At 67.8% G+C, this 22,449-nt stretch carries 21 protein-coding genes and 4 tRNA genes; 3 read left to right on the top strand and 22 right to left on the bottom strand.

Translation table 11 applies throughout. The features are described 5' to 3' along the window. Positions 1–23: 23 nt before the first annotated feature. From V6U86_RS04500 to V6U86_RS04410, 19 genes are all read right to left on the bottom strand, one after another. Complete coding sequence (locus tag V6U86_RS04500; RefSeq protein ID WP_334498733.1) at positions 24–3,911, bottom strand: DNA-directed RNA polymerase subunit beta'; 3,888 nt, start codon at positions 3,909–3,911, stop codon at positions 24–26. 80 nt (positions 3,912–3,991) lie between these two features. Further along, positions 3,992–7,423, bottom strand: a complete 3,432-nt coding sequence (rpoB, locus tag V6U86_RS04495) for a DNA-directed RNA polymerase subunit beta (RefSeq protein WP_124774565.1) — start codon at positions 7,421–7,423, stop codon at positions 3,992–3,994. 567 nt (positions 7,424–7,990) lie between these two features. Beyond that, positions 7,991–8,380 carry a 50S ribosomal protein L7/L12 gene (gene rplL, locus V6U86_RS04490; protein ID WP_099848686.1) on the bottom strand — a complete coding sequence of 130 codons (390 nt, stop codon included), beginning with the start codon at positions 8,378–8,380 and terminating at the stop codon, positions 7,991–7,993. Between the two features lie 54 nt (positions 8,381–8,434). Beyond that, positions 8,435–8,980 (bottom strand): 50S ribosomal protein L10, encoded by a 546-nt coding sequence (rplJ, locus tag V6U86_RS04485; protein ID WP_030329872.1) that lies wholly within the window; start codon positions 8,978–8,980, stop codon positions 8,435–8,437. Between the two features lie 341 nt (positions 8,981–9,321). After that, a complete protein-coding gene (locus V6U86_RS04480) occupies positions 9,322–10,011 on the bottom strand; it encodes a hypothetical protein (RefSeq protein ID WP_334498726.1) in 690 nt (229 codons plus the stop codon). Further along, positions 10,008–10,895 (bottom strand): ABC transporter ATP-binding protein, encoded by an 888-nt coding sequence (locus tag V6U86_RS04475; protein ID WP_334498723.1) that lies wholly within the window; start codon positions 10,893–10,895, stop codon positions 10,008–10,010. The genes V6U86_RS04480 and V6U86_RS04475 overlap by 4 nt, the downstream gene beginning before the upstream one ends. Before the next feature lie 35 nt (positions 10,896–10,930). After that, entirely contained in the window at positions 10,931–11,647 is a 717-nt protein-coding gene (rplA, locus tag V6U86_RS04470) for a 50S ribosomal protein L1 (protein WP_334498720.1), read from the bottom strand. A gap of 78 nt (positions 11,648–11,725) precedes the next feature. Further along, a complete protein-coding gene (rplK, locus tag V6U86_RS04465) occupies positions 11,726–12,157 on the bottom strand; it encodes a 50S ribosomal protein L11 (RefSeq protein ID WP_334498718.1) in 432 nt (143 codons plus the stop codon). A 186-nt stretch (positions 12,158–12,343) separates the two neighbouring features. Continuing rightward, a complete protein-coding gene (nusG, locus tag V6U86_RS04460; RefSeq protein ID WP_112584800.1) occupies positions 12,344–13,066 on the bottom strand; it encodes a transcription termination/antitermination protein NusG in 723 nt (240 codons plus the stop codon). A 38-nt stretch (positions 13,067–13,104) separates the two neighbouring features. After that, complete coding sequence (gene secE, locus V6U86_RS04455; protein ID WP_124774558.1) at positions 13,105–13,494, bottom strand: preprotein translocase subunit SecE; 390 nt, start codon at positions 13,492–13,494, stop codon at positions 13,105–13,107. Positions 13,495–13,708: 214 nt separating this feature from the next. Then, positions 13,709–13,781 (bottom strand) — tRNA-Trp (locus tag V6U86_RS04450). A gap of 129 nt (positions 13,782–13,910) precedes the next feature. Next, the gene (locus tag V6U86_RS04445) at positions 13,911–14,303 is read right to left on the bottom strand and encodes a MaoC family dehydratase (RefSeq protein WP_334498710.1); all 393 of its coding nucleotides are present in this window, start codon (positions 14,301–14,303) and stop codon (positions 13,911–13,913) included. A 1-nt stretch (position 14,304) separates the two neighbouring features. Continuing rightward, the gene (locus V6U86_RS04440) at positions 14,305–14,751 is read right to left on the bottom strand and encodes a MaoC family dehydratase N-terminal domain-containing protein (protein WP_334498708.1); all 447 of its coding nucleotides are present in this window, start codon (positions 14,749–14,751) and stop codon (positions 14,305–14,307) included. Positions 14,752–14,877: 126 nt separating this feature from the next. Next, on the bottom strand, positions 14,878–15,045 hold the full coding sequence (gene rpmG, locus V6U86_RS04435; RefSeq protein WP_007073056.1) for a 50S ribosomal protein L33: 168 nt from the start codon (positions 15,043–15,045) through the stop codon (positions 14,878–14,880). 134 nt (positions 15,046–15,179) lie between these two features. Further along, positions 15,180–15,252 (bottom strand) — tRNA-Met (locus V6U86_RS04430). Between the two features lie 24 nt (positions 15,253–15,276). Beyond that, positions 15,277–15,349: transfer RNA gene (locus tag V6U86_RS04425), tRNA-Thr, on the bottom strand. A 93-nt stretch (positions 15,350–15,442) separates the two neighbouring features. Next, complete coding sequence (locus V6U86_RS04420) at positions 15,443–17,971, bottom strand: putative bifunctional diguanylate cyclase/phosphodiesterase (protein WP_334498706.1); 2,529 nt, start codon at positions 17,969–17,971, stop codon at positions 15,443–15,445. Between the two features lie 114 nt (positions 17,972–18,085). Further along, positions 18,086–18,220 (bottom strand): hypothetical protein, encoded by a 135-nt coding sequence (locus V6U86_RS04415; protein WP_334498704.1) that lies wholly within the window; start codon positions 18,218–18,220, stop codon positions 18,086–18,088. Between the two features lie 437 nt (positions 18,221–18,657). Beyond that, positions 18,658–19,029 (bottom strand): hypothetical protein, encoded by a 372-nt coding sequence (locus tag V6U86_RS04410; RefSeq protein WP_334498702.1) that lies wholly within the window; start codon positions 19,027–19,029, stop codon positions 18,658–18,660. A 521-nt stretch (positions 19,030–19,550) separates the two neighbouring features. Between V6U86_RS04410 and V6U86_RS04405 the strand changes: the two genes are divergently transcribed. Next, on the top strand, positions 19,551–19,886 hold the full coding sequence (locus V6U86_RS04405) for a hypothetical protein (protein ID WP_334498701.1): 336 nt from the start codon (positions 19,551–19,553) through the stop codon (positions 19,884–19,886). 164 nt (positions 19,887–20,050) lie between these two features. Here V6U86_RS04405 and V6U86_RS04400 read toward each other — a convergent pair whose 3' ends face one another. Continuing rightward, entirely contained in the window at positions 20,051–20,554 is a 504-nt protein-coding gene (locus V6U86_RS04400) for a DUF4265 domain-containing protein (RefSeq protein WP_334498699.1), read from the bottom strand. 355 nt (positions 20,555–20,909) lie between these two features. Here V6U86_RS04400 and V6U86_RS04395 point away from each other — a divergent pair, with 355 nt between their 5' ends. Further along, positions 20,910–21,209 carry a hypothetical protein gene (locus V6U86_RS04395; RefSeq protein ID WP_334498697.1) on the top strand — a complete coding sequence of 100 codons (300 nt, stop codon included), beginning with the start codon at positions 20,910–20,912 and terminating at the stop codon, positions 21,207–21,209. 11 nt (positions 21,210–21,220) lie between these two features. On the opposite strand, the gene V6U86_RS04390 is transcribed toward V6U86_RS04395, so the two are convergent. Together V6U86_RS04390 and V6U86_RS04385 are read right to left on the bottom strand one after the other, a co-directional pair. Continuing rightward, positions 21,221–21,547 carry a hypothetical protein gene (locus V6U86_RS04390; RefSeq protein WP_334498695.1) on the bottom strand — a complete coding sequence of 109 codons (327 nt, stop codon included), beginning with the start codon at positions 21,545–21,547 and terminating at the stop codon, positions 21,221–21,223. Between the two features lie 84 nt (positions 21,548–21,631). Further along, positions 21,632–21,715 (bottom strand) — tRNA-Tyr (locus V6U86_RS04385). 147 nt (positions 21,716–21,862) lie between these two features. Between V6U86_RS04385 and V6U86_RS04380 the strand changes: the two genes are divergently transcribed. After that, positions 21,863–22,357, top strand: a complete 495-nt coding sequence (locus V6U86_RS04380; RefSeq protein ID WP_124774541.1) for a YajQ family cyclic di-GMP-binding protein — start codon at positions 21,863–21,865, stop codon at positions 22,355–22,357. Positions 22,358–22,449 lie beyond the last annotated feature (92 nt).

Raw genomic sequence — 22,449 nt, 5'->3', positions numbered from 1 at the left:
GGGCCTCGTCGGATAACTGGTGCTTAGCGGTACGACCCGAAATCGAAGTCGTCCAGCGGCACAGCCTGCCCGCTGGCCGGCCCGAAACCGTAATCGGTCTCCGGGTAACCGGTCATCGAGTAGACCTTGGCCTTGGCCTCCTCGGTCGGCTCGACCCGGACGTTGCGGTACTTGCTGATGCCGGTACCCGCCGGGATGAGCTTTCCGATGATCACGTTCTCCTTGAGGCCGACCAGCGAGTCGCTGCGCGAGTTGATCGCAGCGTCGGTCAGCACCCGGGTGGTCTCCTGGAAGGAGGCCGCCGAGAGCCAGGAGTCGGTGGCCAGCGAGGCCTTGGTGATACCCATCAGCACCGGACGACCAGCGGCGGGCTCGCCGCCCTCCGAGACGAGCCGGCGGTTCTCCGACTCGAACAGCGCCCGGTCGACGAGCACGCCCGGCAGGAACTCGGTCGAGCCGGAGTCGATGACCGTCACCCGCTTGAGCATCTGGCGGATGATGATCTCGATGTGCTTGTCGTGGATGAGCACACCCTGCGAGCGGTAGACCTCCTGGACCTCACTGGTCAGGTGGACCTGGACCGCCCGCGGACCCATGATCCGCAGCAGCTCGTGCGGGTCGATGGTGCCCTCGGTCAGCTTCTCGCCGACCGCGACGTGACCGCCGTCGTGGGTCCGGAGCTTGACCCGCTTCGAGATCTTGTCGTAGACGATCTCTTCGCTGCCGTCGTCCGGCACCACGATGATCTTGCGCGAGCGCTCGCCGTCCTCGATCCGGATCCGGCCGGGGGTGTCGGCGATGGGCGCCTTACCCTTCGGGACCCGAGCCTCGAAGATTTCCTGAACACGCGGCAGACCCTGGGTGATGTCCTCACCCGCGACACCACCGGTGTGGAAGGTACGCATCGTCAGCTGCGTACCAGGCTCACCGATGGACTGGGCCGCGATGATGCCGACGGCCTCGCCGATGTCGACCGACTTACCGGTCGGCAGCGACCGGCCGTAGCAGGCCGCGCAGACGCCGAGCTTCGACTCGCAGGTGAGCACGCTGCGCACCCGCACGGTCTCCACCCCAGCGGCGACGATCTTGTCGACCCCGATGGAGTTGATGTCCTGACCGCGCTCGGCGACCACGGTGCCGTCCGGCCCCTTGATGTCGTCGGCGAGGGTCCGGGCGTGCACGCTGGTCTCGGCGTGGGTGTGGACGACGAGCTTGCCGTCCAGCTTCTCGCCGATCTGCATCGGGATCGCCCGGTCGGTGCCGCAGTCCTCTTCGCGGATGATGACGTCCTGCGAGACGTCCACCAGACGACGGGTCAGGTAACCCGAGTCGGCGGTACGCAGCGCGGTGTCGGCGAGACCCTTACGGGCACCGTGCGTGGAGATGAAGTACTCCAGCACGGACAGACCCTCCCGGTAGCTGGCCTTGATCGGCCGCGGAATGATCTCGCCCTTGGGGTTGGCCACCAGACCACGGATCGCCGCGATCTGCCGGAGCTGGAGCAGGTTACCGCGAGCACCCGAGTTGATCATCTTCCACAGTGGGTTCTCCTGCGGCAGCGCAGTGTCCATCTCCTTGGCGACCTCGTTGGTCGCCTTGGTCCAGATCTCGATGAGCTCGCCGCGACGCTCCTCGGCGGTCATCAGACCACGCTGGTACTGCTTGTCAATCTGGTCGGCGTCCTTCTCGTACCGCGCCAGGATCTCCGCCTTGCGCGGCGGCGCGATGACGTCCTCCATGCCGATCGTCACGCCGGACCAGGTGGCCCAGTGGAAACCGGCCTCCTTGAGCCCGTCCAGGGTGGCGGCCAGCGCCACCTTGGGGAAGCGCTCGGCGAGGTCGTTGACGATCGCGGAGAGCTGCCCCTTGCGGATCTCGTAGTTCACGAAGCGGTAGCCCTGCGGCAGCGTCTCGTTGAACAGCACCCGACCCAGGGTGGTCTCCACCGTCAGCGGGTCACCCTCGACCCAGCCCTCCGGGGCGGTCCACGCCTCGGAGCCAGCGCCGTTGTCGACACCGACCACGCCACGCAGGCGGATCTTCACCGGCGCCTGCAGGTGCAGCTCACCGTTGTCGAAGGCCATCCGCGCCTCGGCGTCCGAGCTGAACGCCCGGCCCTCGCCCTTCTCACCGGCGGTGAGGTGGGTGAGGTGGTACAGACCGATGACCATGTCCTGGGTAGGCATGGTGACCGGCTTACCGTCGGCCGGCTTGAGGATGTTGTTCGACGACAGCATCAGGATCCGCGCCTCGGCCTGAGCCTCGGCGGACAGCGGCACGTGCACCGCCATCTGGTCACCGTCGAAGTCGGCGTTGAACGCGGTGCAGACCAGCGGGTGGATCTGGATCGCCTTGCCCTCGACCAGCTGCGGCTCGAAGGCCTGGATGCCCAGACGGTGCAGGGTCGGCGCCCGGTTGAGCAGCACCGGGTGCTCGCCGATGACCTCTTCCAGCACGTCCCACACGACCGGGCGCTGACGCTCGACCATCCGCTTGGCGGACTTGATGTTCTGGGCGTGGTTGAGGTCGACCAGCCGCTTCATCACGAACGGCTTGAACAGCTCCAGTGCCATCTGCTTGGGCAGACCGCACTGGTGCAGCTTGAGCTTCGGGCCGACCACGATGACCGAACGGCCGGAGTAGTCGACGCGCTTGCCCAGCAGGTTCTGGCGGAACCGGCCCTGCTTGCCCTTGAGCATGTCGGACAGCGACTTGAGCGGGCGGTTACCCGGGCCGGTGACCGGCCGACCACGACGGCCGTTGTCGAACAGCGCGTCGACGGCCTCCTGGAGCATCCGCTTCTCGTTGTTGACGATGATCTCGGGCGCGCCGAGGTCGATCAGCCGCTTGAGGCGGTTGTTCCGGTTGATCACGCGGCGGTACAGGTCGTTCAGGTCCGAGGTCGCGAAGCGGCCACCGTCGAGCTGCACCATCGGGCGCAGGTCCGGCGGGATGACCGGGACGCAGTCCAGCACCATGCCGAGCGGCGAGTTGCGGGTGTTCAGGAACGCCGCGACGACCTTGAGTCGCTTGAGCGCCCGGATCTTCCGCTGGCCCTTGCCGGACCGGATGGTCTCCCGCAGGCTCTCGGCCTCGGCGTCGAGGTCCATGTTCTGGACCAGCGCCTTGATCGCCTCGGCACCCATGGAACCGGTGAAGTACTCACCGAACCGGTCGCGCAGCTCGCGGTAGAGCAGCTCGTCGGTGACCAGCTGCTTCGGCTCCAGCTTGCGGAAGGTGTCCAGCACCTCGTCCAGGCGGTCGATCTCGCGCTGGGCCCGGTCGCGGATCTGGCGCATCTCGCGCTCTCCGCCCTCCTTGACCTTGCGCCGGACGTCCGCCTTGGCACCCTCGGCCTCCAGCTCGGCCAGGTCGGCCTCGAGCTTGGCGGCCCGCTTCTCGATCTCCGAGTCGCGGCTGTTCTCGGACTGCCGCTTCTCGGCCAGGATCTCGTTCTCGATCGTCGAGAGGTCACGGTGACGCGACTCGGCGTCAACGCTCGTCACGACGTACGAGGCGAAGTAAATGATCTTCTCGAGGTCCTTGGGGGCGAGGTCCAGCAGGTAACCCAGCCGGCTCGGAACGCCCTTGAAGTACCAGATGTGGGTCACCGGAGCAGCGAGCTCGATGTGCCCCATCCGCTCACGACGGACCTTGGAGCGGGTCACCTCGACGCCGCAGCGCTCACAGATGATGCCCTTGAACCGGACGCGCTTGTACTTACCGCAGTAGCACTCCCAGTCCCGCTGCGGACCGAAGATCTTCTCGCAGAAGAGCCCGTCCTTTTCCGGCTTCAGGGTGCGGTAGTTGATCGTCTCAGGCTTCTTGACCTCGCCGTGCGACCACTGACGGATGTCGTCAGCGGTGGCGAGACCAATGCGCAGCTCGTCGAAGAAGTTGACGTCGAGCACTATGTCCCCTATGTCGTCGTCTGTACTGCTAATTCTCGGGCGGGGTCGGGGGCTGGCTCGCCGGCCCCCGACCGCACACCTCAGACCTCTTCGACCGAGCTCGGCTCGCGCCGGGACAGGTCGATGCCCAGCTCCTCAGCGGCCCGGAACACCTCGTCGTCGGTCTCGCGCATCTCCAGGGCCACACCGTCGCTGGAGAGCACCTCAACGTTGAGGCACAGCGACTGCAGCTCCTTGAGCAGCACCTTGAACGACTCCGGGATGCCCGGCTCCGGGATGTTCTCGCCCTTGACGATGGCCTCGTAGACCTTCACTCGGCCGAGAACGTCGTCGGACTTGATCGTGAGCAGCTCCTGCAGGGCGTAGGCAGCGCCGTACGCCTGCATCGCCCAGCACTCCATCTCACCGAAACGCTGACCACCGAACTGCGCCTTACCACCCAGCGGCTGCTGCGTGATCATCGAGTACGGGCCGGTCGACCGAGCGTGGATCTTGTCGTCGACCAGGTGGTTGAGCTTCAGGATGTAGACGTAGCCGACCGCGATCGGGTCCGGCAGTGGCTCGCCAGAACGACCGTCGAACAGCTGCGCCTTGCCGGTACGCCCGATCAGCTGCTTGCCGTCCCGGTTGGGCAGGGTCGACTCGAGCAGACCGGAGATCTCCTCCTCGCGGGCACCGTCGAAGACCGGGGTGGCCACGTTGGTGTCGCCCTCGGACTCGTGCGCGTCGATCGAACGCAGCTGGCGCTTCCAGTCGGCGTCGTCACCCTCGACCTTCCACCCGGTCTTGGCGACCCAACCGAGGTGGGTCTCCAGAACCTGGCCGATGTTCATCCGGCTCGGCACACCGAGCGGGTTGAGCACGATGTCGACCGGGGTGCCGTCCTCCAGGAACGGCATGTCCTCGATCGGCAGGATCTTCGAGATGACGCCCTTGTTGCCGTGCCGGCCGGCGAGCTTGTCGCCGTCCTGGATCTTGCGCTTCTGGGCGACGTAGACCCGGACCAGCTCGTTGACACCCGGCGGCAACTCGTCGCCGTCCTCGCGGGAGAACGTACGCACACCGATGACCGTGCCGGTCTCGCCGTGCGGCACCTTCAGCGAGGTGTCCCGAACCTCACGCGCCTTCTCACCGAAGATCGCGCGGAGCAGCCGCTCCTCCGGGGTCAGCTCGGTCTCACCCTTGGGCGTGACCTTGCCGACCAGGATGTCACCGGGGACGACCTCGGCACCGATCCGGATGATGCCGCGCTCGTCGAGGTCAGCGAGCATTTCCTCGCTGACGTTCGGGATGTCGCGGGTGATCTCCTCCGGACCGAGCTTGGTGTCCCGGGCGTCGACCTCGTGCTCCTCGATGTGGATCGAGGTGAGCACGTCCTGCTGCACGAGGCGCTGCGACAGGATGATCGCGTCCTCGTAGTTGTGGCCCTCCCAGCACATGAACGCCACCAGCAGGTTGCGTCCGAGCGCCATCTCGCCCTCGTCGGTGCACGGACCGTCGGCGATGACCTGACCGGCCTCGACGCGGTCGCCCTCGAAGACCACCGGCTTCTGGTTGACGCAGGAGCCGGCGTTGGAGCGGCGGAACTTGTGCAGCAGGTACGTCCGGCGGTGGCCGTCATCCTGGTGGATGGTGACGTAGTCGGCGCAGAGATCCTCGATCACACCGCCGACCTCGGCGACCACCACGTCGCCAGCGTCGACCGCGGCCCGGTACTCCATGCCCGTACCCACGAGCGGCGCCTCGGCCTTGACCAGCGGCACCGCCTGGCGCTGCATGTTCGCGCCCATCAGTGCCCGGTTGGCGTCGTCGTGCTCGAGGAACGGAATCATGGCGGTCGCGACCGAGGTCATCTGCCGGGGCGAGACGTCCATGTAGTCGACGGCGGCCGGGACGACGTCCTCGGTCTCGCCGCCCTTACGACGGCAGAGCACCCGGTCCTCGGCGAACGTCCCGTCAGCCTTCAGGCGCGCGTTGGCCTGGGCCTTGACGAACCGGTCCTCCTCGTCCGCGGTCAGGTAGTCGATCTGGTCGGTGACCCGACCCTCGACGACCTTCCGGTACGGCGTCTCGATGAAGCCGAACGGGTTGACCCGGGCGAAGGTGGACAGCGCGCCGATCAGGCCGATGTTCGGGCCTTCCGGCGTCTCGATCGGGCACATCCGGCCGTAGTGGGACGGGTGCACGTCGCGGACCTCGAAGCCGGCCCGCTCCCGGGACAGACCACCCGGGCCGAGCGCGCTCAGCCGGCGCCGGTGGGTCAAGCCCGCCAGCGGGTTGGTCTGGTCCATGAACTGGGACAGCTGGGACGTCCCGAAGAACTCCTTGATCGCCGCCACCACCGGGCGGATGTTGATCAGGGTCTGCGGGGTGATCGCCTCGACGTCCTGCGTGGTCATCCGCTCGCGGACGACCCGCTCCATCCGGGACAGGCCGACCCGAACCTGGTTCTGGATCAGCTCGCCCACGGTACGGAGGCGCCGGTTGCCGAAGTGGTCGATGTCGTCGGCCTCGTAGCCGTCCTCACCGGCGTGCAGCCGGCACAGGTACTCCACGGTGGCGACGATGTCGTCCTCGGTCAGCGTGCCGGTGGTGATCGGCACGTCGACTTCGAGCTTCTTGTTGAACTTGTAGCGCCCGACCTTGGCGACGTCGTACCTCTTCGGGTTGAAGAAGAGGTTGTCGAGCAGGGTCTGGGCGTTCTCGCGCGTCGGCGGCTCGCCAGGGCGCAGCTTGCGGTAGATGTCGAGCAGCGCCTCGTCGGCGCCGGCGATGTGGTCCTTTTCGAGCGTGGTCATCATCAGCTCGGACCACCCGAACCGCTCACGGATCCGCTCGGCCGACCATCCGATGGCCTTGAGCAGGACGGTGACGGCCTGGCGACGCTTGCGGTCGATGCGGACGCCGACCGTGTCGCGCTTGTCGATGTCGAACTCCAGCCAGGCACCCCGACTCGGGATGACCTTGACGCTGGAGAGGTCGCGGTCGGAGGTCTTGTCCGGCTGCTTGTCGAAGTAGACGCCCGGAGACCGGACGAGCTGGCTGACCACGACGCGCTCGGTGCCGTTGATGACGAAGGTGCCCTTGGGCGTCATCATCGGGAAGTCACCCATGAACACCGTCTGGCTCTTGATCTCGCCAGTGGTGTTGTTGGTGAACTCCGCGGTCACGAAGAGCGGAGCGCAGTAGGTCAGGTCCTTCTCCTTGCACTCCTCGATCGAGGCCTTGACCTCGTCGAAGCGCGGCGCTGAGAAGGAAAGCGACATGGTGCCGGAGAAGTCCTCAATGGGACTGATCTCTTCAAGGATCTCCGCGAGACCCGAGCGTGCGTGCGGGTCGTCCGCCGACCGGCCCTGCCAAGCCTCGTTGCCGACGAGCCAGTCGAAGGACTCGTTCTGGATGGCAAGGAGGTTGGGGACCTCGAGGTGTTCGGTGATCCTGCCGAATGAAACTCGGCGGGGAGCGAATGCGCTCGACGTACGACTGGTCTTCGCAGGGCGGGAAGCTGCCAAGATGCGTCCTTCCGAGGACCGGTGCTGCAGAACGGCTGGTACGCGTGCACTCCAATGACCCCACCAGAAATATCCGTAAACGGACATTTCCGAGCAGGGGTCAAGTCGGAAGGCAGCGCAAACTAGCAGTGTAGCCGAGAGGCTAACCGCTGTCCAGCCCACCCCGCAGGTTGTTTGCGGAGCGCTCCTCGGCCCCCGCCACCGGGGTCTGCCGGGCCGCTCAGAACGCAACTCCCCACTGGGCCGCTCGGGTTACCGCGGCCGATGGTGCCGCCGCTGTCATACCCACGTCGTGGCCGTCGCAAGCGCGGTGTCTTGCTGGTGTCAGCGTGCCTGGCAGCCCGGGGCCGCGTCAAGGGCCGGTATTCCGCTCGCCGCGTGTTTCCCCCTGGAGAGCGACCCGCCGCCCTCGCTCCGGTCGACGAAGCCGCAGGTCGGAGCCGATATCAGGCCGATCAGAGCCGACACCACCAATACGGCGGGCGGTGATCCGTGTCGGATCACCCCCCGCCGCGACGCGATGGTGTCCCGGCTCAGGAGCCGGGTACGCGTAGGTGGAACGTCAGGTCACTTGAGGGTGACCTTGGCGCCCTCGCCCTCGAGCTTGGCCTTCGCCTTGTCGGCGGTCTCCTTGTTGACCTTCTCCAGGATGGCCTTCGGCGCGGACTCGACCGCGTCCTTGGCCTCCTTGAGGCCCAGGCCGGTCAGCTCACGCACGACCTTGATGACCTGGATCTTCTTGCCGCCGTCAGCCTCGAGGATGACGTCGAACTCGTCCTTCTCCTCCTCGGCCGGGGCAGCAGCGCCACCGGCGCCACCGCCGGCAGCGGCAACCGCGACCGGAGCAGCGGCGGTGACCTCGAAGGTCTCCTCGAACTGCTTCACGAACTCAGAGAGCTCGATCAGCGTCATCTCCTTGAACGCGTCGAGCAGCTCGACGGTGCTGAGCTTCGCCATATCTGGCGTCCTTTCCTGATTCTGTTAAGTAAGAACTGGTGCGCCGTGGGGGCCTCAGGCCGCCTCGGCGCCCTCCTTCTCGCGCTTGTCCTGCAGTGCAGCCGCCAGACGGGCGGTCTTCGACAGCGGGGCCTGGAACAGGGCCGCGGCCTTGCTCAGGTTGCCCTTCATCGCGCCGGCCAGCTTGGCCAGCAGCACCTCGCGGGACTCCAGGTCGGCGAGCTTCGTGACCTCGGCCGCGGAAATGGCCTTGCCCTCGAAGACACCGCCCTTGATGACGAGCTTCGGGTTGGCCTTCGCGAAGTCGCGAAGCCCCTTCGCCGCCTCGACGACGTCGCCCGAAACGAAAGTCAGCGCGGTAGGACCGGTGAACAGCTCGTCGAGGCCGGTGATGCCCGCGTCCGTCGCAGCACGCTTGGCCAGCGTGTTCTTCGCGACCGTGTAGCTGGTATCGGCGCCGAGCGAGCGCCGAAGCTGGGTGAGCTGGGAAACCGTCAGACCGCGGTACTCGGTCAGCACGGTGGCGCCCGAGCTACGGAAGCTTTCGGTCAGCTCAGCGACGGCCGTGGCCTTGTCGGCCCGGATCGGCTTGTCCGCCATGTCCCTCCTCTCTCGTTAGTCGAGGCTGGTCCCCGTCTCAGCCGAAGCCGGAACGGGGGCGGAGGCAGCACGACAACGAAAAAGCCCCGGCGCAGGGCGCACGGGGCGAGGGCCGGTGGATCACCATGGTCGGCGGACCAGGTTCACTGCCGAGTTACGCTTGCCGCCCTACGCGGGTCGCCCGTTGTCGCGGGACCTTCGACCGTGCCGAAGCACGGTGACCAGCGGTCTCTGGGTGGTTCCTCATCCATGAGAACACGGATGACGGTTTGAAGAGTACGCGCCCAGGTCACCAGCACCAAATCGCACCCTGTGAGCCGCGCCACCAGCGCCGGTCGCGGTCAGCCCTGGGCCCGCCGCCGCCACAGGTAGCCGCCGGCGACCGCACCACTCCAGGCCAGTGCCCACGCGCTCAGCCCCAGCAGGGTCAGCGCGGCGGCATCGCCGCCCGTGGTGCGAGCGGCGGCCATGATCGGCGGTGCCAGCCAGGGGGCCACCGAACCGGTCAGGCCGAGCACCACCGCGCCGACCCCGCCGAGGGCCAACACCGCGACGCCGTACCCGGCGCCACCCACCGACGCCCGGCTGGCCAGCGCGCCAAGAGCAACCGCAGCGGGTACGACCAGCAGGTGCGCCCACACCCCCAGCGCGAGCCCGACCGGAATCGACCGGTCCCCCGGGTCGACCGGGCCGGACACCCCACCGACCAGCCACGGAAAGAGCAGCGCGACGGCCACCGTCACCAGCGCCGCCACTCCGGCGGCGAGCAACCCGGCCAACCGCTCCCGCGCCACCCCGACCGTCACCTGCGCCAGCCGACGCTGCACGTCCGGCTCGACGTCCAGCAGAATCTTGGTCTGCCAGGCGAGCACCGGAAAGAGCACGACCGCGGAGACGCCGTACGCCTCCGCCGGCTGGGCACGACCACCGCCGTAGAGGGTGCCGAGTGTGATCAGGCCGGCGAGCAGCGGTGCCACCGCCCGGCCGGTACGCAGGAAACCGGCCAGCCGCATCCGGATCAGGGCGCTCACCGGGCCTCCCCCGCCGCCGGTTCGACAGCCGCGTCGGCGGCCTCCGGCTGCTCGGCCACCCCGATCGGCGGCTCGGCGGGTCGGGCAGCGCTGGCCGCCCGGAGCGGCTCGGCGGGTCGGGCCTGGGGTGCGGCGGTGGAGGCGTCGGAGCGTACCCGCAGCACCTGGTGGCCCTCGGCGCGCAACCGGGCGACGGTGCCGGCGACCCGCGCGGCCGGCACCGCGACCTCGACCACCGCGAACGTCTCGTCGGTCGCCGGCGTCTCTTCGGTAACCGAGCCGTCGGCGACCAACCAACGGCGCGCGGCCGGCAGCCGGACCGTCTCGCCACGGTGGTCGCTCACCAGGACGGACCCGTCGGCGGCGAGCACCTCGGCGATCAGCTCGGGCACCAACTCACGGGTCGCGGCGTCCAGCCCCTCCCACGGCTCGTCGAGGACCAGCAGGCCCGGCGGCCGCAGCATCGCCTGGGCGAGGCCGACCTTCTGCGCGGTGCCCTTGGACAGCTCCGGCAGCCGCACCGAGCGGAACGCGGCCAACCCGAGCCGGTCGCTCCAGGAGGTCACCGCCTCGTCGGCCGCGGCCCTGCCCAGCCCCGCCACCCGGGCCATCCCGGTCAGATAGCGGGCGACCGTGAACGGTTGGTCGGCGGGGAAACGCTCCGGCACCCAACCCACCCGTGCCGGCCGGTCGGCGACCCGGCCCCGGCCCGGCCGGAGAACCCCCGCGGCCACCTGGAGCAGGGTCGACTTGCCCACCCCGTTGCGGCCCAGCACGACCGCCACCTCGCCGGGGCCGATCCGCACATCGATGCCTCGCAGCACCCATGGCCCCCGCCGGTGGTACCGCAACCAGACGTCCTCCAGCCACATGGCCCCGAGCATCCCACACCTCGAACGCGTCGGGGCGAACTGTCGACTCAGGCCTCGGCCTGGTCCTCCCGAAGGTTCTTCACCAGGTTCGGGTCGACCGGAACGCCCGGGCCCATCGTGGTGGTCAGGATGACCTTGCGGAGGTACTTGCCCTTGGCCGCGGACGGCTTGGCACGCAGCACCTCGTCGAGCACCGCGGCGTAGTTGTCCACCAGCTGGGTCTCCGTGAAGGAGGCCTTGCCGATGATCAGGTGCAGGTTGGAGTGCTTGTCCACCCGGAAGGTGATCTTGCCGCCCTTGATGTCCTGCACCGCCTTGGTGACGTCCATGGTCACCGTGCCGGTCTTCGGGTTCGGCATGAGACCGCGCGGGCCCAGGATCCGCGCGATCCGGCCGATCTTGGCCATCTGGTCCGGCGTGGCGATCGCCGCGTCGAAGTCGAGCCAACCACCCTGGATCCGGGCGACCAGCTCGTCCGTGCCCACCTCGTCCGCACCCGCAGCGGCGGCCTCTTCGGCCTTCGCGCCACTGGCGAACACGATCACGCGGGCGGTCTTACCGGTGCCGTGCGGCAGGTTGACCGTGCCGCGGACCATCTGGTCCGCCTTGCGGGGGTCGACGCCGAGGCGCATGGCGACCTCGACCGTGGCGTCGAACTTGACGTTGGTGGTCTCCTTGGCCAGCTTCACGGCCTCGGTGGGGGTGTAGAGCTTCGACCGGTCGATGACATCGGCGGCCTTGCGGTAGCTCTTGCTGCGCTGCATTGCTGATTACTCCTGTGGTCTCTGGCGGGCCGCTCGGCGCGAGCCCTCCCACGGTCGGGTCGAAGGCCGGGGCCGACGTCAGTCGTTGACGGTGATGCCCATCGACCGGGCGGTGCCGGCGATGATCTTCTCGGCCTGGGCGAGGTCGTTGGCGTTGAGGTCGGCCATCTTCTTCTCGGCGATCTCACGCAGCTGGGCGCGGCTGACCGAGCCGACCTTCTCGGCCTGCGGAACACCCGAACCCTTCTGCACACCGGCAGCCTTGATCAGCAGCCGGGCAGCGGGCGGGGTCTTCAGCACGAACGTGAAGGACCGGTCCTCGTACACGCTGATCTCGGCGGGGACGATGTCGCCCCGCTGAGACTCGGTCTGCGCGTTGTAGGACTTGCAGAACTCCATGATGTTCACGCCGTGCTGGCCGAGCGCGGGGCCGACCGGCGGCGCCGGCGTGGCCTGGCCCGCCGGCAACTGAAGCGTGAACGTCTTGACGAGCTTCTTCTTCGGAGGCATGTCACTTCCTGGGGCTTGGAGCTGGGAAAATGCGGCTGTCGCCGCCCTCGGGCGCGCACGGTCAGCGCGGTGCGACAGCGGCGACATTCAAGAGTAGCGCAGGCCGCAGCCCACTCGTCCGCCGAGGTCGAGCGAGAGCGCGTACGCCGACGTCGGCGGCGGGTCGGACCCGCCGCCGACGACCAATCAGATCTTGGCGACCTGGTTGAAGTTGAGCTCCACCGGAGTCTCGCGACCGAAGATCGACACCAGCACCTTGAGCTTCTGCTGGTCGGCGTTGATCTCGCTGATCGTGGCCGGCAGCGACGCGAACGCGCCGTCGGTGACGGTGACGGAGTCGCCCACCTCGAAGTCGAGGACCTTGATCTCCGGCTTCGCCTTCTTCTGCTCGGTCTCGACCGCCGGCGCCAGCCACTTCAGCACCTCGTCGAGCGAGAGCGGCGCGGGCCGGTCGGCCCGGTCGGTCGCGCCGACGAAGCCGGTCACACCCGGGGTGTTCCGGACGCATGAGTAGGACTCGGCGGTCAGCTCCATCCGAACCAGGATGTAGCCCGGGAAGACCTTGGCCTGGATCTGCGAACGCTTACCGTTCTTGACCTCGACCTCTTCCCGGGTCGGCACCTCGACCTGGTAGATGAAGTCCTCCATGTCGAGGCTCGTGATCCGGGTCTCGAGGTTGGTCTTGACCTTGTTCTCGTAGCCGGCGTACGAGTGCACCACGTACCAGTCACCCGGGGCGTAGCGCAGCTTCTGCCTCAGCTCCGCGACGGGGTCGTAGTCCTCGTCCGGTGCGGGCTCGGTCGTTGGGAACTCCGGCTCGCTGGCGGCCTCAACCGACTCGTCACCAGCCGCCGTCGCGACCGTGGACTGCTCGTCCACCGGTCCGGCGGTCTCGTCGTACTCAGGCACGCTCGCTCACTTCCGTCACTATGGCTGGAGGCAGCCGGTCAGTCCGAGTTGCCAAAGACAAACAACACGACCTTGGCGAAGCCGAAGTCCAGCACACCCACGATCGTCAGCATCACCGCGACGAACGCCACCACCACGGCGGTGTAGGTCAGCAACTCCTTGCGGGTCGGCCAGATGACCTTACGCAGTTCGGCCACGACCTCGCGGAAGAACCGGGCGACACGGCCGAAGACGCCCACCCGACCCGTTTCCGACCGGGTGGTCGGCCGGCTGTCCGCCGACTCCGCCCGGGCACGCGACCGGGTGGCGGTGCCTCCCCGGGAAACCGGCTCGTCCGCGCCAGAGGCGTCGTCGTCGGCCACGTCGTCGACGATCTCGTCGTCCAGACGATCGTCGCCGTCGTCGTCGCGCCGCTTGTTGTCGGCCACTTCGCCCTCCGTCGCGGAATCTGGGGTCGCACGCCGAGTGGCGTACGCGGCGCTGGTCACGCCGGCCGGACCCAACCGTCCCGCGACGGGCCGCGGCCGGTGGCTCACCCGGGAGGGCCCGATTGCCTCGGAACCACCCCGCCGATGCCACCACCACGGGCCGGACGCCGCCGAACTGGCGGCGCGACCCACGGGAACGGTCAGGCCTGAGGCGCAGGGGTGACAGGACTTGAACCTGCAGCCTGCGGTTTTGGAGACCGCTGCTCTGCCAATTGAGCTACACCCCTATGCGGCAACACTCGCCCCACGCGGCCACAGACGACCGAGCAGGGGTCACTTGCCCCACGGCGGACCAGTGTACGGGTAGCCGCCCGACTTTCCCAACCGGTCTCTCCGCCACGCGTGGCGGGCTCGGTTCAGCGTGCCGTCCGGATGGTTGCCCGCGCCTGTGACAGCACCTTTTCACCCAGGCAGGTGGCGGTCACCTCGAGGCGGGTGAGACCGTCCTCGGTCACCTCACGGACCCGCGCGGTGACCTCGATCTCGGTCCCCTGGTCATCGTCCGGAACCACCACCGGCCGGGTGAACCGCACGCCGTACTCGACCACCGCGTCCAGCGACCCGGCCCACTCGGTGACCGCCCGGCCGACCAACGCCATGGTGAACATGCCGTGGGCGATCACCCCGGGCAGGCCCACCTTGGTGGCGACCCGGTCGCTCCAGTGGATCGGGTTGAAGTCGCCCGAGGCGCCGGCGTAACGGACCAGGTCCGCACGGGTCACCCGGAACGTCTGTGCTGCCAACTCCATCTCAGGCCTCCCCGCGGATGACATACCTGGCCCAGACCGCGACCACGGGCTCCCCGCCGACCGTGCTCACGTCGGTGCGCGTGGTCAGGAAGCCGTGCCCACCCCGGGTGCTGACGTCCTCGATGGTGTTGGTGCAGACCAGCTCGTCGCCGGCGAACACCGGCCGGGTGTACGCGAACCGCTGGTCGCCGTGCACCAGGCGGCTGTAGTCGACACCCAGGGCCGGGTCCTCGATGATCTGGCTGCTCGCGGCCATCGTGACGATCACCGGGAAGGTCGGCGGGGCCACCACGTCGGGGTGGCCCAGCGCCTGCGCGGCCTCCGGGTCGTGATGGGCCGGATCGGTGGCGCCGATGGCGCTGGCGAACTCGCGGATCTTTTCTCGGCCCACCTGGTAGGGGGCGGTCGGCGGATAGGTCCGGCCGACGAAGGAAGGGTCCAGAGGCATGCCGCGAACCTACACGGAAAGCCCAATCGCCGACCTGATCGGTAGGCGGCGGCGGAGCCGCACCAAACCGGTCAGATCGGCGATTGGAAAGCTTCGACAACGGCCGGCCCCGAGGCCGGCCAGCAGTCAGCGGGTCTCGCGGTGGACCGTGTGCCGACCGTCACGCGGGCAGAACTTCTTCAGCTCGATGCGGTCGGGGTCGTTGCGCCGGTTCTTGCGCGTGATGTAGTTGCGCTCCTTGCACTCCACACACGCCAAAGTGATCTTCGGCCGGACATCGGTAGCCTTCGCCACGGCGGAGTGCCTTCCTCGCTAACGGAAACAACTACGACGCGCCAGCCTAGACGCTGACAGCGCGGACATGCAAAGTGGGCGCCAGAAGCGCCCATTTTCTTACGACCACCGGCAACGAGCCCGGAAGACGAGAGTAGCGGTGGCCGGACTTGAACCGGCGACACAGCGATTATGAGCCGCTTGCTCTACCATCTGAGCTACACCGCTGCGATGGGTCCAGCTGAACCCTCGAGCCCCCTTACGGAATCGAACCGTAGACCTTCTCCTTACCATGGAGACGCTCTGCCGACTGAGCTAAGGGGGCCTGCGCGATCTCCCCGTGGGGCGCGCACGAGTAAGAGTACACGGCCCGGCTCGGCAGGTGAAATCGGATCCCCGGTGATCGTCCGCGCCCTGCTCAGGGCACGACTCGAAGGCGCGGCAGCTCCCCGTTGGAGATCGTCTCCGGCTCGACCTGGGCGCCGAACCAGGCAGCCAACCGCTCGTACGGCAGCGGCCTGCTGAACAGGAAGCCCTGCCCGATCTCACAGCCGATGTCCTGGAGAAGCTCCAGAGTCAGCTCGCTCTCCACCCCCTCGGCCACCACGGCCAGGCCGAACTGCTGGGAGAGGGTCACCACCGCGTTGACGATCGCCAGGTCCCCCGGATCGGTCGCCATGCCCTGCACGAAGGAGCGGTCCACCTTCACCTCGTGCACCGGCAGCCGCCGCAGGTGCGCCAGGGACGAGTCACCCGTACCGAAGTCGTCCACCGACAGCCGTACGCCCAGATCCCGCAGCCGTTGCAGGGTGGGGATCGGCCGGTCGGTGCCGTCCAGCACCCCCGACTCGGTGATCTCCAGGGTGAGGCGCTGCGCCGGCACCTTGTACTCGGTCAACAACTCCTGGACCCGATCCGGGAAGTGCTGGTCGATGAGCGTACGAGCCGAGAGGTTGACCGCGATGGGCAGCGGCTGGTCGGCCAGCGCCCAGTCCCGGCTGCGCCGAAGGCCCTCCCGGAGCACCACCTCGGTGAGCCGGCTCAACTGGCCGGTGTGCTCGGCCACCGCCACGAAGTCCTCGGGTGCGACAGTGCCGTGCGCCGGGTGCTCCCAGCGGGCCAGACACTCGACACCAACCAGGCGCCGGTCCCGCAGGGTCACCTTGGGCTGGAAATAGACCTCCAGCTCGTCCTGGTCCAGTGCACGGCGCAGATCGCCGGCCAGGCCCAGCCGGCGCAGTGAACGGGACTCCAGCGCGGGGTTGAACAGCTGCACGCTGCCCGGCACCGACTTGGCCGCGGTGGCCGCGAGGTCGACCCGAAGCAGCAGGGCCGCCGCGTCGCTGCCATGATCCGGGTGTACGGCCACCCCGACGGCGGTGTCCACGTCGAGGGTGAGCGCGTCGAAGACCATCTCGTCGCGGATCTGGTCGCGCAGTTGGGCGGCCAACTCAAGCGCCGCCTCAGCGCTCTCCAATCGCAGCGTCACCAGGAACTCGTCCCCGCCGGCACGGCCAACCAGAGCCGACGACGGTGCGCTGGCCCGCAACCGATTGGCGACCTCGGCGAGGACCTTGTCGCCGGCCGCGTGCCCCAGGGACTCGTTGACCTGGCGCAGCCCGTCGACGTCGAAGAGCAACAGCGCCACCACCTCGCCCGGCGCGCGGATCTTGACCGACTCATCCAGCGCCCCGGTGATCCGCCGCCGGTTGGGCAGCTTGGTCAACGCGTCGTGGTAGGCGTCGTACCGCAGTTGGTCGACCAGCCGGGAATTCTCCAACGCGACACCCGCGTGGGCGGCAACCGTCTCCAGGACCGCGATGTCCGCGGAGGTGAAGTTGTTGCCGTCGCCGATGCGGTTGGCGACCTCCAGGGTGCCGATGACGACCTCGCCGGAACGCAGCGGCACCACCACCGCATCTTTGATCCGCCGCTCGTTGAGGTCGGTCCGGAACTCGCCGTCCGTGGTGACCCCTCGACCGATGGCCACCGTGCGGCGGGTTTCACGCACCCGATCGCGGATCGCCGACGGGGTGTGGGCCTGGTCGAGCAGACCGGGATCGTCCACCCGGGCGGTCAACAGCGTCTCCGGGTGCCGCCCCTGAGCCGGAAGCCAGAGCGTCGCGTACTCCGCCTGCATGAGAGCACGGACCCGGCCGAGCAGCGCATCCGGCAAAGTGCCGTTCTGCCCGCTCGCGACCACCGCACGGGTCAGGTCGTACAGGTCGCTGAGGGTGCGGTGCTGGCGGAAGAACTGGGCGTACGAACTGTAGACCAGCACGACGCCAGCACCGAGCACGGCGAGCAGCAGCAGCGACCACCACGTGTTCCTGATCAGGATCAGCACGATCAGGCCGACCGCCACGTTGATCGCCGCCGTGAGCACCGCCGGCTTGGCGGTACGCAACGCCCCACGCCCGGTCTGCCAGCCGTACAGGAGCGTGTGCACCGCGGCCACGCTGGTGATGCTGACCAGGATGACCATGCTCACCGCAGCGAAGATGCTGCCCCAGGTGCGCGGACCCACACCATCGATCGGCGGAAGAGCCTGCAGGACCAGGGCGCCCAGTGACGTCCCCGCAGCGGCCCTCGCCACGTTGAACCACACCTTGTGGGCCGACAGCCGCTGCCGGGTGTGCGTGATGAGAGAGGTCAGCGTGTAGATGACCGCCACCGTCAACGGCGGCAGGAAGAAGAACGCGAGAACCAGCGGCAGCTCAGTGAGCGTCACGCCGATCGTCTGCCGCCGAACGACCAGGCTGAGCAGGGGCGTCCCCGCAGCGATCATCAAGACGAGGAGGAGCGCGGCCTGTGGCCAGTTGCCGAACAGCTTGTCGCCGACCAGCCCGGCAACCGTGGCGCAGGCGACGGCGACCAGTGCCAAAGGAGCGGTGATGATCCAGGCGTCCTCGGACGACCTCCGCCGAGGCTGACCGTGACCGCTCATGACGCTCCTTCGGAATGACACCGAGCAGTCACGCCACCGCCGAGGCTTGCCCTGTCACAGGCGTGCAGCACCCCTGGCGGGGCAAACCTCGACGGTGAACCCAAAGTGCTCGGTTCAGTGCCAGATGATGTCCGCGGTCTGCGCGCCACCCTCCAGGCCGCTGCCAAGATCGACACCGCCGATGCCGCCGAAGACCGCGGCCAGAATGAGAAGTGAGCCAAACAGCCGGCCCAGCCTACGACCAGACATGATTGCTCCTGTCGGAAACTGTCGTGGGGATAGTGGAGGTTCCACGATCGTGCCACAGCGCGGGCAGCCAGAAAAGTAGGGACAGCCTGACTGACCCCACCGCCTGTGACTTCGCGCCGTTCGGCCGACCACCCTCATCACAGCGGGCCAGATCACGAGCCTGCAGGGCCGATCAGCGCCTCAGACAGCGTCGATTACGACCTTCACCACAATTCGCCGCAGCCGCCATGCAGCCAGCAAATCTGACACGTCGATCACTCTGAGTGATGCCCCCGGGTGGTGCGTCCGCGCTTGCATCGACGCCCAGCCATCGACCACCATACCGGCTCTTCGCCAACGCACCAGCCCTTCGCCGGGTTCAATACAGACGGGGGCGCTCGGCGCCGTCGCGAGTGTGAGCAGCGTCAGCGCAGCCCACGTCGCATGCCGAGCCTGCCTCAGGATCCCCGCAGCGGCCGGAACACTGCCCGCACCTCAGCGGCGAAGAGTTCCGGCTCCTCCCAGGCCGCGAAGTGGCCGCCGCGGTCAGCCTCACCGCCTCGGCCCAGCTGCGCGGAGCGGCCCAGATCTCGCCGGGGAACGTGGTGAAACCGATCGGGGACCGAGACCGGCGGCGGGGTCTGACCGGCCGCCTGGGCCGCTGTTAGGAACCGCCCGAACTCCCAGCGCCACCGGGCGGACGAGGTGCCGGTCAGCCAGTACAACGTGACCTTGTCGACAATGGACTCACGGGTGAGAGCGCCCGTCGGCACGCCGTCGAGGAGCGCCCGGGAGATCTTGTAGTAGCTGTCGGTGTCGTGGTCGAACATCCAGGCAGCCAGCCCGATCGGCGAATCCAGCAAGCGATCGTCTGCGGTCGAGTGGACTGCTCCAGGAAGTAGCCGAAGCCATCCGTCGTGAACAGGTTCAGCGCGTCATGTGCCGCGCGTTCCTGCGCGGACCGGCTTCGCAGCCAACTGCCCGTCGCCCGTTGGAACGATGACGAAGACATCGGGGGGCAGGTCCAGCATTACCTGTCGGCACCGACCGCAGTGGGCGATGACACGTCGGTCGCCGTCACCTGCCGCCACGATCGTGATGAGCGGCGGGGCGTTGGCTGCAGCTGCCAAGCCTTCAGGAGGCCCTGGACGCCGCCGCAGACAATCCCGCTTCCCCGGCGTGGGATCTCATCTGGCAGGAGTCGTGTCACGAGGGCACCTGCGATCCCGCAAGCGCCGTTCTGCTGCCCTGGTTGGCCCGAACCTGCGCCAACTTCAGTCCTCAAGACCGAGAGCGCGGCGTCGTACTCGCCGGATTCATCGCCGTAGACGCCGACGACAAGAGTCGCGGCTTGTACGCCGGTGACATCGCCACATTGCGTGCGCTGACCCTTGAGTGCCTGGCGTCCGGCGGGCCCAGCGACACGATGTTCGTGTACCTGCAGCAAGCCGTACTCGGTTTCAACGGTGACAAGGTCTGGGGCAAGGAGCTCGATCGCATCAACGACGGAGAGGTCGATGTGCAGTGTCCGGCGTGCGCTGAGGACCTGCTCGTCGACCTACAGTCAGGCGATTCCTCGATCGAGCCCGGGCTTTCCGCGCAGTTGGCACGCGTCTGCACGCCGAGGCGTTGGGGCTGGGCCATGAGTCGGTTGCGACCTCACTCACCTACTTGTTTGGTCGGATGACCTGTCCCGTATGCGGTGTCACCTTCAACCTTGCGGACGAGGTGACCGGCAGTCCCCGATGAGCACACTGAGCTGCTGTTCCTCGCCGCCTCACCGACACCGACCGGTCAGCCGCCCACCATGTGCCCACGCCCACGGCAACAGCGCCAGGACGACGCCGGTGTTCAGGCTGCTCTCCAGTCGTCGGTCGCGCAGCCGACCTCGAAGCTCCACCAGCCATCCGCCTCGCCTCGTTGCAAGGTCGCCTTGATCGCGGCGAGATCTGCACTCGCTGGCACGGTGAAAGCAACGAGAGGGAGTTCCTTGCTGAACGTCTCGCCGCCAATGCCGAAGGGCGCCAGGCGGTCGTAGACAGCTTGGGCGCTTGGTCCGAGTGGGCCACGGGGCTCCGGCAGGACTCTTACGGTGCAGTTGCCCGACGCCTCGACCCGCCCGGTTGCCCAGCAAAGTCCGTCCGGACTCACGGTGAAGCGCACCAGGTCACCCTCAGCAACGCCTTCTTGAAGGAACGGAGCGTTGCAAATGCGAGCCGTGTCCGGGCCCGCAGCGACACCCCACAGACCCTCGGTGTCGTAGGGAAGCCACCCTTCCCGCGGCACGAACTTGAACCAAATCTTGATGAAGTGGTCGCCGGCAGGTGAGTCGCGGTCCGGCGCAGGTGAAGACATGCCGGCATCATTCCCGGTCAGGGCGAGTGCTCGCACCGCACACCACAGCCGTTCGATCTCGGTCGGCGAAACGCCGGGCACTTCCGCTCTGCGGCTCGATATCTCGGAGACAGCGCCAGCTTGGCAGCGGACCAAGTACCGATGCACAGCGAGGATGCTCTGAGCCGCCTTCAGGACGCCGCCATCCTTTGGAGCGTCGGTTCGGACACGGCGGCGGACGTGATCGCGGCAGCCTGTGACTGCCTGTTGCGGGCGTAGACAGCCCCACCCTTCGAATCCTGGCAGGCATCTCGCCGGCCCGAGGAAGCGAGAGCGACGAGTTGCGGCGTTGGTTGGAAGGAGCCCTCCCGAGCTCTTGCTGACCTATTACCGGGAGGGGAGCCGAGAGGGTGAGGAGGAAGCCGTCCGAATCATGGCCCGCCGACTGCTCGCAGAGACCATCACGCCTCGCGACCTCACGTCTTGGGCGTATCGATTCATCACCTGGGACGGCACTCCATTGGCAGAGCAGTTCGTCGGCCTTGAGATCGCCTACGACATCCTTGATTCCGGCTATGGAGGGCGCGAGGACAGCGGCACCCTTGAGGATGTCGGCGCAGACGTGATTGCCGAGGCGCACCGGCTGATCGGTGAAACCGCTATCGGGCACGGCTGAACTACACGAGGTCATCCGAGGGCGTCGCCGATCTTGTCGTTCATGGTGTCGTCGCCGCCGTCGATGCAGTTGGCGTAGACGCGGAGCAGGACGGCGACGCCGTGGCCCAGGCGCCGGGCTACCTCGGTCGGCGGGACGCTGGCATTCAGCCAGAGCGAGGCCGCTGCGTGCCGCAGGTCGTAGGGCCGGCGGACGAGCGGCGAGGAAACCTGAGACTCGGTCAGGGCCCGTTCCCGGGCGAGCTTCCACCACCGGTCGTAGACCGACTCGGACAGCGACCCACCGTGCAGGCCCCGGAAGAAGCGGCCAAGATCGACCTGCCCACAACCAGTCGTCAACAGCTGGACTCAGCCGGACTCGACCAGACAAACGACAACGGCCCCTGATCAGCATCTCTGCTGGTCAAGGGCCGTGTCTGCACCTGGTGGCGGGTAGAGGATTCGAACCTCTGAAGCTTTCGCGACGGATTTACAGTCCGCTCCCATTGGCCGCTCGGGCAACCCGCCAGGGCACCCCACCGCGTCGCAACGCGGCGGCGGAAGCAAGAATAGCGGCTCCCCCCGGCACCGACGCAACCGGGTACCGTCAGGGGGTCGTGCCGCTGGTCGGCGGCCGACGGCAGGCCCAGACCGCCGGACAGCAGGAGCAGAAACATGGCAGCGAACCCGTCGTTCGACATCGTGAGCAAGGTTGACCGTCAGGAGGTCGACAACGCCCTTCGGCAGGCGGAGAAGGAGCTTGCGACACGGTTCGACTTCCGCGGCACCGGCGCTGAGATCTCCTGGTCGGGCGAGGAGGCGATCGGTCTTCAGGCGGAGACTGAGGAGCGCGTCCGCGCCGCACTGGACGTGTTCAAGGAGAAGCTCGTCAAGCGGAACATCTCGCTGAAGTCGCTGGATGCTGGGGAGCCGCGCCCGTCGGGCAAGATCTTCAAGATTGACTGCAAGGTGATCCAGGGCATCGAGACGGACAAGGCCAAGGCCATCAGCAAGAAGATCCGCGACGAGGGCCCCAAGGGCGTGCAGGCGCAGATCCAGGGCGACCAGTTGCGCGTGACCGGTAAGAAGCGCGACGACCTGCAGGCCGTGATCTCGCTGCTGAAGGGCGAGGACTTCGGCGTCGCCCTTCAGTTCAACAACTACCGGTGACGGCTGCCCACCCCTACCCGCCACCGGCGCCCTGGACGCAAAGCACCTGACTGAGATCGACTCGGGTTCCTGAAAGTGGGGGCATCCGGGCG

The organism is Micromonospora sp. CPCC 205558 (genome assembly GCF_036902955.1).
Taxonomy (GTDB): domain Bacteria; phylum Actinomycetota; class Actinomycetes; order Mycobacteriales; family Micromonosporaceae; genus Micromonospora.
Note: the sequence above shows the minus strand (reverse complement) of the source record. Positions and strands in the feature narration are given on the sequence as shown.